Genomic DNA, 13263 nt, shown 5'->3' on the forward strand with positions numbered 1-13263 from the left:
TTCGTTGGCAGGACCGATCAACCCAGCAGCAGGGCGTCGTCCGAGAGCTTCTCCCCGCGCGTCTGCTCGAACATCTTGAGCAGGTCCGGCACGTCCAGCCCGGCGCGTTCGGGGCCGGAGACATCCAGCACCACGCGGCCCTGGTGCAGCATCACGGTGCGGTCGCCGTAGTCCAGCGCCTGGCGCATGCTGTGGGTCACCATCATGGTGGTCAGCTTGGCCTCGGAGACGATCTTGGCCGTCAGTTCCAGCACGAAAGCCGCCGTCTTCGGGTCCAGCGCGGCCGTGTGCTCATCCAGCAGCAAGATGCGCGAAGGCTGCAGCGAGGCCATCAACAGGCTCACCGCCTGACGCTGGCCGCCCGAGAGCAGGCCGATACGGTCGGTGAGGCGATTCTCCAGCCCCAGGTTGAGGATGGCCAGCTTCTCGCGGAACAGCTCGCGCATCTTGCCGCGAATGGCGAAGTTGAAACCGCGACGACGGCCACGCGCCATCGCCAGCGCCATGTTCTCCTCGATGGTCAGCGCCTCGCAGGTACCGGCCATCGGATCCTGGAACACGCGCGCCACCATGCCGGCGCGGTCCCACGCCTGCTTGCGGGTGACGTCGGTACCGTCGATCTCGATCTTGCCGGTATCGACCAGCAGGTCACCGGAGATCGCATTGAGGAAGGTGGACTTGCCCGCACCATTGGAGCCGATCACGGCCACGAACTGGCCGGTCGGAATCTCCAGCGAGAGGCCGCGCAGGGCCGGGTTCTCGATGGGGGTGCCGGGATTGAAGGTGATCTTGAGATCGGTGGCTCTCAACATGTCAGGCTCCCTTTCTCAGCAGTTTCAACTTGCGCTTGCCCATGGGCAGCACCAGCGCCAGCATCACCAGCACGGCCGTCACCAGATTCAGATCCTGCGCCTGCAGGCCGATGAAGTCGCTGTTGAGCGCCAGCGCGATGAAGAAGCGATACAGGATCGCGCCCAGGATCACCGCCAGCGTGGTCCACACCAGGCGGCGCGCCGGCAGGATGTTCTCGCCGATGATCACGGCCGCCAGGCCGATGACGATGGTACCGATGCCCATGGAGATGTCGGAGCCGCCCTGGGTCTGTGCAAACAGGGCACCGGCCAGTGCCACCAGCGCATTGGCCAGGGCCATGCCGGCCAGCGTGGCGCGGCCGGTGGCGATGCCCTGGGCGCGCGCCATGCGGGCATTGGCGCCGGTGGCGCGCATGGCCAGGCCGATCTCGGAAGAGAAGAACCAGTCCAGCAGCAGCTTGGCAGCGGTCACCACCACCAGCAGGATCAGCGGACGGCCGACGTAATCGGGAATCCAGTCCGGCTGCAGGATGGTGAAGATGGTCGGCTCCGAAATGAGCGGCACGTTGGGCTTGCCCATCACACGCAGGTTGATCGAGTACAACGCGATCATCATCAGGATACTGGCCAGCAGGTCCATGATCTTCAGCCGTACGTTGAGCCAGGCAGTGATGAAACCGGCCAGCGCCCCGGCCAGCAGGGCCGCGAAGGTGGCGAGGAAGGGATTGTAGCCCGCCGCGATCATGGTGGCGGCCACCGCGCCGCCCAGCGGGAAGCTGCCGTCGACGGTCAGGTCAGGGAACACCAGGATGCGGAAGGAGATCAGCACGCCAAGGGCCACCAGACTGAAGATCAGGCCGATCTCCAGCGCGCCCAGGAGGGTATACAGCGACATAAAAAGGACTTTCTAAAAAAAACACATTCGGCAAGGCGCGGTACGCCAATGCCGAATGTCTTCTGCGTGACGCCGACGCTGCACGGGTGGTGCGGCGCCGGCGGTGCATGGCCGACGGATCAGACTGCGGTCATGCTTAGTTGAGCACCTTGGTGGCCGACTTCAGGAACTCCGGCGACAGGGTAACGCCTTGCTTTTGCGCTGCCGAGGTATTGACGTACAGCTCCAGGTTCTTGACCGGCGACGAGGCGATCTCGCCAGCCTTCTCGCCCTTCAGGATACGCGCCACGACCTTGCCGGTCTGGCGGCCCATGTCGTAGAAATTCACACCCAGGGCGGCCACTGCACCGCGCTTGACGCTGCCGGTGTCGGAGGCGATCAGCGGGATCCTGGCATCGTTGCAGACCTTGGCCAGCGACTCGAAGACCGAGACCACGTTGTTGTCGGTGGTGGTGTACATCACGTCGATCTTGCCGATCAGGCTCTTGGCGGCCGGGGCCACGTCCACCGAACGGGGCGCGGCGGCTTCCACCAGGGTCAGGCCGGCTTTCTGCAGCTCGCCCTTGAGGTTGTTCAGGGCCGACACGGAATTGGCTTCGCCCGGATTGTAAACCACGCCCACGCGCTTGGCCTCGGGCACGACGCGCTTGATGATCTCGACCTGCTTGACGGGATCCAGCATGTGCGACAGGCCGGTCACGTTGGTGCCGGAGGGCTTCCAGTCCTTGACCAGCTGCGCGGCCATAGGATCGGCGATGGCCGAATAGACGATGGGGATGGTCTTGGTGGCGGCCACCATCGGCTGCGCCGAGGGGGTGCCGATGGCGACGATCACATCCGGATTGTCACCCACGAACTTCTTGGCGATCTGGCCGGCGGTACCGGCATTGGCCTGGGCGCTCTGGAAATCCCACTTCAAATTCTTGCCGGGCTCGAAGCCTTCGGCGATCAGTTCGTCCTTGGTGCCGTCACGCACGGCGTCCAGGGCCGGGTGTTCGACGAAGGAAGTGATGGCCACCACCTTCTCGGCGGCCAGGGCGGATGCGCAGATGGCGCTCAGGGCGAGCGCGCCGGCGACGGCGCGCAATGACTTCGATACTGCAAACATGGTCTCTCCTCTTTCATGGTGGTCAGGCCTCGGCGGTCCTCTCGACCGGGCCCGTTATGCGTATGGGGACATCTTGCTGCGGCGTTGCGGCCAGATACGGAAGATCCCGCATGGCAGCGGGATCTTCAGGCGATACCTTGTTTATTGCTTGATGACGGTCTTGGCCGAGCTCACCAGTTCCGGCGACAGGGTCACGCCCTGCTTCTGGGCGGCGGCGGTGTTGACGAACAGTTCCAGCTTGCTGCTGGTGGCCGAGGCGATGTCGCCCGGCTTTTCACCCTTGAGGATGCGGCCGACGACCTTGCCGGTCTGGCGGCCCAGGTCGTAGTAGTTCACGCCCAGGGCAGCGATGGCACCACGCTTGACGCTATCGGTGTCGGAGGCCACCAGCGGGATCTTGGCGTCGTTGCCGACCTTGACCAGCGCTTCATAGGCCGAGACCACGTTGTTGTCGGTGTTGGTGTAGATCACATCGACCTTGCCGATCAGGCTCTTGGCAGCCGAACCGACGTCCACCGAACGGGGCGCAGCGGCTTCCACCAGGGTCATGTTGGACTTGGCCAGCAGTTCCTTCAAGGCCTTGACCACCACGGCGGAGTTGGCTTCGCCCGGGTTGTAGACCATGCCCACGCGCTTGGCATTGGGCACCACACGCTTGATCAGGTCGACCTGCTTGTCCAGTTCCAGCAGGTCGGACACGCCGGTGACGTTGGTGCCGGAGGCTTTCCAGTCCTTCACCAGTTGCGCGGCGACCGGATCGGTCACGCCGGAATAGATCACCGGGATACTCTTGGTGGCCGCCACCACGGCCTGGGCCGAAGGAGTGGCGATGGCCACGATGGCGTCAGGCTGGTCACCGACGAACTTGCGGGCGATCTGGGCGGCGGTGCCGGTGTTGCCCTGGGCGCTCTGGTATTCCCACTTCAGGTTCTTGCCGGCTTCAAAGCCTTCTTCCTTCAACTCGTCCTTCACGCCGTCACGGATGGCGTCCAGGGCCGGGTGCTCGACGATGGCGGTCACCGCGACCGACTTGTCGGCAGCCATGGCCGGGGCCGCACAGACGGCAGCCAGGGACAGGGCGGCAACCATGGCGCGCAGTGCCAGCTTGGGGTGGTAGGACATGCAGTCTCCCTTGCAAAAATGTGAATGAAATACCCGAAATCCTGAAAAGACGCTAAGTCTAGCCTAGCGCATGTGAACAATCAATTTGCATGAGGACGCGCCCGGCCGCCGCCATGGCAGGCCAGACGGGGCACTCGCATTGGTGAACGCGCCCTGATCGGCATCAAGCCTGGCGCAGGGCAAACGCAGGGCCGGTTGCTATAATCTGGCCCCATGTCTTCCCGCCTGCGCCCCTCTTCCACGCGACCTGCACTGCGCCGCCCCTGGCTGCGGGCGCAGGTGTGGACCAGCCTGATGCTGGTGCTGGCGATGGTGGCCGCGCCCTGGTGGCAGCAGGCCGCCGCGCGCACCCTGCGGGACATTCCCGCCATGGCCATCTGCAGCGTGGGCGGCGGCACGCCCGCCAATGCCCCGGCGCATTTGGCGGCCAGCTACTGCACGCTGTGCTGCGGCAGCCATGCGGCTTCGCCGGCGCCGGCGTCTTCCTTCTTCGATACCACCGTCTTGCCTGGCATCAGCTATCCGCTGGTGCGCGCCGAGACACCCCTGCGCTCGGCCAGCCTGGCGCCGGGATCGCCCCAGGCCCGCGCACCCCCTGCCTGAACAGCGCCGTCCCTGGCGCCTTTGCGCCGACCACTGCGGGCCGCACGCCCGCATTCCAGACATGAACAAGACAACCAGGAATCCTATCTATGAAGCATTTTGTCAAAATCCCGGCCGCCCTGACCATGGCTTGCGCCCTGCTTTGCGCCGCCCCGCTGTCGCAGGCCCATGAATACAAGCTGGGCCAGCTGGAAATCGGCCATCCTTATGCCCGCGCGACCGTGCCCGGCCAGCCGGCCGCAGGTGCCTACATCAGCATCGAGAACAAGGGCAGCACGCCGGATCGCCTGATCGCCGTGTCTTCGCCGGTGGCCAAGTCGGGGGAAATCCACACCATGGCCATGGAAGGCAATGTCATGAAGATGCGCGAAGTCAGTGGCGGACTGGAAGTCAAACCCGGCCAGAAGATCGCCATGCAGCCGGGCAATGGCTACCACATCATGCTGATGGGCCTGTCCAAGCCGCTGCAGGCGGGTGACAAGGTGCCGGCCACGCTGAGCTTCGAGAAGGCGGGCAAGGTCGAGGTGACCTTCAACGTCGAGGACCGCAATGCACCAGCAGCGGGCATGGATGACATGAAGGACATGAAGGGTCACATGCACCACTGACCCATTCAGCAACCTGAAACGACAAGGCCGGCAGCGAGCGATGCTCCTGCCGGCCTTGTCGTTTTGGAGCGTGCGGCGATCAGCCGGCCAGCTTGCGCACCTTGGCCAGCAGCTTGGTGGTGGAGCGGTCATGCTCGAAGGCAATGGCCAGCACCTGTCCGCCATAGGCTGCCACGGCCTGGCCCTCGGGGATGGCGTGCATGTCGTAGTCGCCGCCCTTGACGTAGATCTCCGGACGCGCCTGCTGCACGGCCTCCAGCGCCGTGTCTTCATCGAAGGGGACCACCAGCGAGACCGATTCCAGGGCCGCCAGCACCGCCATGCGGTCTTCGCAGGTGTTGATGGGCCGGTCATCACCCTTGCCCAGGCGCTTGACCGACGCATCGGTATTGACCGCCACCACCAGCGAGGCGCCCTGGGCGCGGGCCTGCGCCAGATAGGTCACGTGGCCGCGATGCAGGATGTCGAAGACGCCATTGGTCATCACCACCGGCTTGGGCAATTGGGCCACGCGCTGCTGGAGTTCGTCGCGGGTGCAGAGTTTGGATTCGAAGTCGGCCATCTTGAGGGAATCGTTGCAGGATGAAAAAAGCCGCAACCAACGCGGTTGCGGCTTTGCGATTGTACTGCCTGTGAAGGATTTTTCCCGATCAGGCTGCGGCCGCGCCGGCCGGCATGAGGCGCTGGGTCACTTCCTTGCGGTAGCGGTTCAGCTCCTGGACGTTGCTGAAGGTGCGTTCAAACAGCAGCGACATGTTGTGCAGGATGCGGTCGACGACCTTCTTTTCCCATTCGCCGTCGAACTTGATCTGGCTGTCCAGCCAGCGTTCCAGCCATTCCGGATCGGGCAGGCGGCTTTGCACGGTGTCGTTGGGGAACAGCGCCTGGTTCACGTGCAGGTTGGTCGGGTGCAGGGGCTTTTCGGTGCGGCGCGCCGAAGCCATCAACACGCCGATCTTGGCGAAAGCGGCACGGGCCTTGTCGCCCACTTCGTTCAAGGCCTTCTTCATGTAGCGCAGGTAGGCGCCGCCGTGGCGGGCTTCATCCTGGCTGATGATCTTGTAGATCTGCTTGATGACCGGCTCGGTGTGCCAGTCGGCGGCACAGCGGTACCAGTGGTTCAGGCGGATCTCGCCGCAGAAGTGCAGCATCAGGGTTTCCAGCGGCGGGGCGGGATCGAACTCGAAGCGCACGTTGTGCAGTTCTTCTTCGGTCGGACACAGGTCCGGGCGGAAGCGGCGCAGGTATTCCATCAGCACCAGCGAGTGCTTCTGTTCCTCGAAGAACCATACCGACATGAATGCCGAAAAATCGCTGTCCCCGCGGTTGTCGCGCAGGAACATCTCGGTGGCGGGCAGGGCCGACCATTCCGTGATGGCGTTCATGCGGATGGTCTGCGCCTGTTCGTCGGTGAGCAAGGAAGCGTCGAACTTGTCCCAAGGAATATCCTTATCCATATTCCAACGGACCTGCTCTAGCGATTTGAACAATTCTGGGTACAGCATCTCTGTGTGTGCCTATATGCGTTAAGTGTTTGATTTTAACAAGATTTTCCTGCCCCATCCTAAAACGCTCAGGTTTCAGCAATATGACAGAGGCCCCTGCGCATTCGCGCCCGGGGCCAGGCTCTGCCTTGGCGAGGATCAGGGGGAAGTTGGCTTGCGGGAGGCTGGCTTCTTGTTTTGCCCGGATTGTACAACAGCCGTCCTGACCGGCGCGCTCGTATTTTCCGCACGCTTGGGCGCTTTCCTGGGCGCTGGCTTGGCCGCCGCCGGCCCGGCTCCCTTGGCCGGCCTGGAAGCCGCAGCCGGCTTGGCTTTCGGGCCGGCCTTGGGCTTCGGGGCGACTGTCTTATTTTCGCTACGTTTGGGCGCCTTGGCAGGCTTGGGGGCCTTGGCCGCCTTGGGCGGCTTGGCGGGCTTGAGCAGCGGTTCCTGCTCGGGCAGACTGCCGGCCAGGGCATTGCCCACAGCGTGCTTGAACTGCTCCTGCAAGACGTTCCACCAGGCGTTGGGGTTGGCGATGGCCGATTGCAGATCGGGGGCCGGCGGCGCTGCGCTCGCTTCTTCAGCGCCGGGTTCGGGTCCGGATTCGGCATGCGGTGAAGAAGCTTGCTCCTCTGCAACATCAGGCGTATCAGCCGCACCGGCGTGCGGCTCGCCCTCTTCTTCGCCCGTCTCCTCCGGCTTGCCGCCTGCACCCGGCCACATCGGGAAGCCGAAGGGGAAGGCCGGCGCCGGGCGGTCTTTCTCATCGGCCTGCGATGCCGCATCAGGGGCGCCGCGCGAGGCCATGATCTCGCTCATGGCCTGCAGCGTGGAGAGGGTGGCGCTCTGCACTTCCAGCGTCTGGATGGTGGCCTTCAACATGTTCAGGTTCAGCTCCAGCCAGGAAGCCACGGTCTTCAGGTCAGCGATCTTCTTGTTGATGTCCTCCACCGACAGCGAGGGCGTGGCCATGGCGGGGGCGCCCATGCTGCTCCACATCTTCTTCATGAAATCGATGGTATCGGCTACCGAGCCTGCACCCGGCATCTGGTCATGATTCAGCATTGATCGCTCCTGTTGTTGTGGTGTGGCTGTCAGCGAGGCGGGCGCTGCATCCGGCAAGTGCTCGGCAGTGCGGTCTGCCCGGCCGGGATGAAGCGCTCGGTGCGGAATCCGAAGCCGCTGCCCTCATTGTCGAAACGGATGCCGCCGCTGTCGGCGCGCTGCATCTGCATCAGGTAGAGCGGCTGGATCAGCTGGTGATCCTCGGCCCGCATGCTCGCCTCGTGGAAGGCGTTCTGATAATGCGCGCCTTCCAGGGCATATGCAACCGCCTTGGGATCGGTACTCTTCGCTTTTTCGATGGCCTTGACCAGCATGTCGATCATCACCTGCATGCGCAGGTAGAGGTAATCATCCTTGGGCTGGGGGTAGCGCTTGCGGAATTGCTGATAGTAGTCATCGCTGGGCGAACCGGGATTACCACCCGCATTGGGATGCCACTCGGCCACCGCACGCACCACGCCCACACCCGCATCACCGATGGCCGCAGGCGCGCCCAGGCTATTTGCGTAGAAGGTATAGAACTTGGCCTTGAAACCGGCATCGCGCGCAGCCTTCACCAACAGTGTCAGGTCATTGCCCCAGTTGCCGGTGATGACGGCATCGGCTCCGGCGCTACGCATCTTGGCGATGTAGGGTGCGAAATCCTTGATCTTGCCGATGGGATGCAGCTCATCACCGACGATGGCGATGTCGGGCCGCTTGGCCGCCAGCTGCTCGCGCGCCGCCTTGGCCACCTGGCGGCCGAAGCTGTAGTCCTGGCCGATCAGGTAGACCTTCTTGGTCGCGGGATCAGCCTTGATGGCTTCGGTCAGGGCCTGCATGCGCATGTCGGCGCTGGCATCGAAACGGAAGTGCCAGAAGCTGCATTTCTCATTGGTCAGCGCGGGATCGACCGCCGAGTAATTGAGGAACAACACGCGATGATCCGGTTCGCGCTGGTTGTGCTTGTTGACCGCATCGATGAGCGCAGCGGCCACGGCTGAACTGTTGCCTTCGATCAGGAAGGGGATGCGCTCGTCGGTGAGCTGGCGAAACTGCACCAGCGAGTCTTCCACGCCCAGCTTGTTGTCGAAGGTGGAGAGCTGCAACAGGTGCTTGCCATCGGGCAGGCTCACGCCGCCACGCGCATTGACGCGCTCGATGGCATAGCTGATGTTGCGCACCACCGCTTCACCGGCATTGGCGAAGGGACCGGAGAGGCCATCGATCATGCCGATGCGCACGGGTGGCAAGGGAGCAGCGGAGGTGGAGGCGGAGGTGGAGAAGGCGGCCAGCGCCATCAGGGCGGCCGACAACATGCGCAAAGGCAGGCGGGAAGACAGGGACAGGTTCATCGATCTGCAAAGGGCAACGGCAAAAAGCGCATTGTACTTGTTTGAATTGGCCTTCCGTTGGCGCGCGCGGGCACGACGGCCCGCACCTGATCCGATACACTGGCGGGCATGAGCGAAGTTTCCCGTCCCACCCGGCGCTGGCCGCGCCTGCTGATCCTGATTGCATTGAGCCTGACGCTGCACGCCCTGCTGGTGGACTGGGGCCGCCGTCACATCATCGTGCCGGGCCAGAGCGATGCGCCGGCGCCCACCCTCACGGTCGAACTGCATCCGGTGCCACCGCCCGAGCAGCCGGTCGCGCTGCCGATGCAGCCCAAGCCGGCCCGACCGGCGATCTCCCGCAGCCATCCCGCCCCGGCACCCCGACGTGCGCGCGCGCCCGAGCCCTCGATCGAACCACCCGACGAACCGATCCGCGAAACCGTCGAGCGCATCACCACGCCTGCACCTGAAGCGCCGCAAGCGGTCGCCCCCGCCGCGCCCGCCAGTGGCAGCGGCCAGGCTGCACAGGGAAATGGCGAAGGGACAGGCAGCGCCTCCGGCACCGGCAGCAGCGAGGGCCAGGAGGCGGCACCGGGCAAGCAATACCAGACCAGCGCCCCGCCCAGCGTCTTGCTGGAATACGACGTCACCGGCACCAAGGACCAGCAGCCCGCCTACGGCCGCGGCAGCATCGCCTGGACCAACGACGGCAGCCACTATCGTGTCGAGGGCAAGGCCAAGGCGCTGTTCTTTACCCTGCTCAATTTCACCAGCGTGGGCGAACTCGATGCCTGGGGCGTCTCGCCGGAGCTCTACACGGAACAGAAGGGCTTCAAGTCCGCCACCAACACCCACTTCAATCGCCAGCGCAATGAGGTCAGCTTTTCGGCCTCCACCACGCGCTACCCCCGTCACGGCGGCGAACAGGACCGCGCCAGCCTGATCTGGCAGCTGGCCGCCATCGGCCGGGGCGATGCCGCGCAATTCCAGCCCGGCACGGTGATCGACCTGTTCGTGGCCGGGGTGCGCGATGGTGAAATCTGGCGCGTGCAGGTGCTGGGGCAGGAAGCCATTAACCTGCCCGTGGGCCACGTGCAGACCTGGCACGTGGTGCGCATGCCCAAGCCCGGCTCCTATGACGATCGCGTCGATATCTGGCTGGCCCCCCAGCATGAGTGGTATCCGGTGCGGGTGCGCTATACCGACCTGCGCCCCAACGGCGACTACACCCAGCTCGACCTGACGGACCTCAAAACGCCGGGCTCATGAGGACAATTCAGGACTGCTTCTGCAAGTCCTGTCAAAATCGGAAACAATTGCGCAGCAATACGGCAGAACCCTCTTCCGGCATTTTGGTCGTATTTCGTCATATGGCTAAAACATGCCCCGCCGCCAAAGACCGATAGAGACCAACACAAAGAATCCGCCATGAAACAACTTTCATATCGCCTCCTGACCACCCTGGCTGCGCTGCCGCTGGCCGCCCTGCTGGGCAGCGCCCCCGCCCTGGCCGCCGACGGCCCGCATCCGGTGGAAAAACGTCCCTACAACCTGCCGCCCTCGGCCGAGCTGCATTACGCCATCAGCGCCAAGCAAAGCGGCCTCGACCTCAAGGGCGAAGGGCTGGTGAAGTGGACCCAGAGCAAGACCGCCTACAGCGTCAACACCGAGACCCGCGCCATGCTGCTGGGCAAGATCCTGGAAACCAGCAGCGAAGGTGCCGTCGATGCCTATGGCCTGGCCCCGGCGCGCTTCGTCGAAAAACGTCTGCGCCGCGAACCGACCACCACCACCTTCAACCGCGAACAGAACAAGATCACCTTCACCGAATCGGCAGACAGCTTCCCGCTGCAGGGGGGCGAGCAGGACCGTACCGGCATCACCTGGCAGTTCGTCGCCATTGCGCGCGCCAATGCAGCCAAGATGAAACCGGGTTCGGAATGGAAGTTCTTCGTGGCCGGTCCGCGCGATGCCGAGCAGTGGACGTTCAAGGTGATCGGCCGCGAAAAGGTCAGCACCGCCCAGGGCGAAACCGAAGCCCTGCACGTGTTCCGCAATCCGCCGCCGGACGACCAGGCGCAGAAGCTCGATATCTGGCTCGCGCCCAAGATGGAGTGGTATCCGGTGCGCCTGAAGTTCACCGATCCCAATGGCGACTATATCGAGCAGGTGCTGGATTCGGTCAAGAAAACCAACTAAGCTAGCCGCGCCGATTTTTGCGCATCCATTCCCCCCATTACGTGTCGAGCCCGTTCATGTCCGCTACTTCCGCCATCGCCCCCACCCTGAACACCCAGAGCGCCCTGGTGCTCTTCTCCGGCGGCCAGGATTCCACCACCTGTCTGGCCTGGGCGCTGTCGCGCTACCAGCGCGTGGAAACCATCGGCTTCGACTACGGCCAGCGCCATGCCATCGAACTGGAAGTGCGCCCGGCGCTGCTGAAAAAGATGAGAGCCTTCTCGCCCGAATGGCAGGCCCGCCTGGGCGAGGACCACATGATCGACCTCTCGCTGATCGGCAAGATTTCCGACACGGCCCTGACCCGCGACGTCGATATCGCCATGCAGGACAACGGCCTGCCCAATACCTTCGTGCCCGGTCGCAATCTGCTGTTCATGACCGTGGCGGCCACGCTGGCCTATCGCCGCGGCCTGAACGTGCTGGTGGGCGGCATGTGCGAGACCGATTTCTCCGGCTATCCCGATTGCCGCGACGACACCATGAAAGCCCTGCAAGTGGCGCTGAACCTGGGCATGGCCACGCAACTGAAGGTGGAAACCCCGCTGATGTGGATCGACAAGGCCCAGACCTGGGCCCTGGCCGAGTCGCTGGGCGGTGCGCCGCTGGTGGACCTGATCCGCGCCGACACCCATACCTGCTACCTGGGCGAACGCGGCCAGTTGCATGACTGGGGTCATGGCTGCGGCAAGTGCCCGGCCTGCGAACTGCGCGCACGCGGCTACCAGCAGTACGCGGCAAGCAAAAGCGTCGGGTAATCGGGCACAATAGGCTCACCATTCCAAAGACGAGCCTCATGCCCCACACCCGCACCACCACCCTGCTGGCCCGCAGCGCCGCCGTGCTGATGGTGCTGCTGGCCGGCGCCGAGATCGGCCGTCGCATCGCCGACCTGCCCAGCCTGCCGACGCTGGTCGACCTGCAATTCGACCTGACCCCGCGCAGCCAGAGCTACAAGGTCTTCGAATCCAATCCGATTGCACGCTCCTCGCATCCGCAGCCGCTGCCCACGGCACTGCGTGCGCTGGACCTCGATGTGCCCTGGAAAGAGGGCAAGCGCCTGCCCCTGCCCGATTTCATCAAGGGCACGGCGGCGCACGCCTTCGTCGTGATCCAGGATGGCAGCGTGATCTACGAGCGCTACATCGATGGCTATGACGCCCATTCGCGCTTCACCTCGTTCTCGGTCTCCAAGTCCTTCGTCTCGGCCCTGACCGGCGTGGCACTGAAGCAGGGCAAGATCGGCTCGCTCAACGATCCCATCGGCCGCTACCTCAAGCGCGACGAGATTTCACCGGCCTATGCCAACATCACCATCGGCCAGTTGCTGGACATGCGCTCGGGCATCGACGTGGAAGAAAACTACGGCGGCTCGCTGACCTCGCCGGTGGTGCGCATGTTTGTCAGCACCGACCTGCAGCGCTTCATCGCGCGGCGCAGCGGGCTGCGCTTTGCACCCGGTTCGCGCTTCGAATACCGCAGCGTCGATACGCTGGTGCTCTCGCGCGTGCTGGCGCGCGCGACCGGCATGCGCCTCTCCGACTTCGCCCAGCAAGCCCTGTGGGAACCGCTGGGCATGGAGGAGGACGCCAGCTGGAGCGTCGACAGCCGCCAGCACGGAGTGGAGAAGGCCTTCTGTTGCCTCAACACCACCGCCCGCGACTTCGCCCGCCTGGGCTTGCTGTATCTGCATGGCGGACGCATCGGCGACCAGCAGGTCGTCAGCCCCGCGTGGGCGGCCGAGCCGCGCCGGCCGGTCAACAACGGCAATGCGCTGGACTACCGCGATGGCTGGTGGATCCCGCCGGGCAATGCGGACGACCGCGACTTTGCGGCCATCGGCGTATTCGGCCAGTACATCTACGTCAATCCGGGCACGCGCACGGTCATCGTCAAGCTCAGCGACTATGGCGTGGAACAGGACGAAGTGCTGACCATGCTGGCCATGCGCAGCATCAGCCATGCGGTGTCCGGCAAGGACTGAAAAACGCACGCCCACGCCACGGAAT

The 13263-nt window shown here is 64.3% G+C and carries 14 protein-coding genes; 6 read left to right on the forward strand and 8 right to left on the reverse strand.

Annotation, left to right across the window (positions count from 1 at the left end; all coding sequences use genetic code 11):
• Positions 1-17: 17 nt before the first annotated feature.
• The 4 genes from AACH55_RS21705 to AACH55_RS21720 all read right to left on the reverse strand — a co-directional run bounded on the left by AACH55_RS21705 (position 18) and on the right by AACH55_RS21720 (position 3937).
• Positions 18-812: an ABC transporter ATP-binding protein gene (locus AACH55_RS21705; protein WP_338716723.1), complete on the reverse strand. Its 795-nt coding sequence runs from the start codon at positions 810-812 to the stop codon at positions 18-20.
• 1 nt (position 813) lies between these two features.
• Entirely contained in the window at positions 814-1707 is an 894-nt protein-coding gene (locus AACH55_RS21710) for an ABC transporter permease (RefSeq protein WP_338716725.1), read from the reverse strand.
• A gap of 136 nt (positions 1708-1843) precedes the next feature.
• Positions 1844-2815, reverse strand: coding sequence for an ABC transporter substrate-binding protein (locus tag AACH55_RS21715; RefSeq protein WP_338716726.1), 972 nt, complete (start codon positions 2813-2815; stop codon positions 1844-1846).
• A 141-nt stretch (positions 2816-2956) separates the two neighbouring features.
• Positions 2957-3937 carry an ABC transporter substrate-binding protein gene (locus AACH55_RS21720; RefSeq protein ID WP_338716727.1) on the reverse strand — a complete coding sequence of 327 codons (981 nt, stop codon included), beginning with the start codon at positions 3935-3937 and terminating at the stop codon, positions 2957-2959.
• 213 nt (positions 3938-4150) lie between these two features.
• Here AACH55_RS21720 and AACH55_RS21725 point away from each other — a divergent pair, with 213 nt between their 5' ends.
• Both AACH55_RS21725 and AACH55_RS21730 read left to right on the forward strand, forming a co-directional pair.
• On the forward strand, positions 4151-4540 hold the full coding sequence (locus tag AACH55_RS21725; protein ID WP_338716728.1) for a hypothetical protein: 390 nt from the start codon (positions 4151-4153) through the stop codon (positions 4538-4540).
• Positions 4541-4629: 89 nt separating this feature from the next.
• A complete protein-coding gene (locus AACH55_RS21730) occupies positions 4630-5148 on the forward strand; it encodes a copper chaperone PCu(A)C (RefSeq protein ID WP_338716729.1) in 519 nt (172 codons plus the stop codon).
• A gap of 79 nt (positions 5149-5227) precedes the next feature.
• Here the strand turns inward: AACH55_RS21730 and rfaE2 are convergent, their stop codons facing one another.
• The 4 genes from rfaE2 to AACH55_RS21750 all read right to left on the reverse strand — a co-directional run bounded on the left by rfaE2 (position 5228) and on the right by AACH55_RS21750 (position 9034).
• Complete coding sequence (gene rfaE2, locus AACH55_RS21735; protein WP_338716730.1) at positions 5228-5710, reverse strand: D-glycero-beta-D-manno-heptose 1-phosphate adenylyltransferase; 483 nt, start codon at positions 5708-5710, stop codon at positions 5228-5230.
• 88 nt (positions 5711-5798) lie between these two features.
• Complete coding sequence (locus AACH55_RS21740; RefSeq protein ID WP_338716731.1) at positions 5799-6653, reverse strand: ferritin-like domain-containing protein; 855 nt, start codon at positions 6651-6653, stop codon at positions 5799-5801.
• Positions 6654-6791: 138 nt separating this feature from the next.
• A complete protein-coding gene (locus AACH55_RS21745) occupies positions 6792-7700 on the reverse strand; it encodes a PhaM family polyhydroxyalkanoate granule multifunctional regulatory protein (RefSeq protein ID WP_338716732.1) in 909 nt (302 codons plus the stop codon).
• 29 nt (positions 7701-7729) lie between these two features.
• A complete protein-coding gene (locus tag AACH55_RS21750) occupies positions 7730-9034 on the reverse strand; it encodes a branched-chain amino acid ABC transporter substrate-binding protein (RefSeq protein ID WP_338716733.1) in 1305 nt (434 codons plus the stop codon).
• 108 nt (positions 9035-9142) lie between these two features.
• Here AACH55_RS21750 and AACH55_RS21755 point away from each other — a divergent pair, with 108 nt between their 5' ends.
• The 4 genes from AACH55_RS21755 to AACH55_RS21770 all read left to right on the forward strand — a co-directional run bounded on the left by AACH55_RS21755 (position 9143) and on the right by AACH55_RS21770 (position 13238).
• A complete protein-coding gene (locus tag AACH55_RS21755) occupies positions 9143-10285 on the forward strand; it encodes a DUF3108 domain-containing protein (protein WP_338716734.1) in 1143 nt (380 codons plus the stop codon).
• A 159-nt stretch (positions 10286-10444) separates the two neighbouring features.
• Positions 10445-11215 (forward strand): DUF3108 domain-containing protein, encoded by a 771-nt coding sequence (locus tag AACH55_RS21760; protein ID WP_338716735.1) that lies wholly within the window; start codon positions 10445-10447, stop codon positions 11213-11215.
• Between the two features lie 56 nt (positions 11216-11271).
• On the forward strand, positions 11272-12012 hold the full coding sequence (gene queC, locus AACH55_RS21765; RefSeq protein WP_338716736.1) for a 7-cyano-7-deazaguanine synthase QueC: 741 nt from the start codon (positions 11272-11274) through the stop codon (positions 12010-12012).
• Between the two features lie 38 nt (positions 12013-12050).
• Complete coding sequence (locus AACH55_RS21770; RefSeq protein WP_338716738.1) at positions 12051-13238, forward strand: serine hydrolase; 1188 nt, start codon at positions 12051-12053, stop codon at positions 13236-13238.
• Positions 13239-13263 lie beyond the last annotated feature (25 nt).

The sequence above is a fragment of the Herbaspirillum sp. DW155 genome (assembly GCF_037076565.1).
Taxonomy (GTDB): domain Bacteria; phylum Pseudomonadota; class Gammaproteobacteria; order Burkholderiales; family Burkholderiaceae_D; genus Herbaspirillum.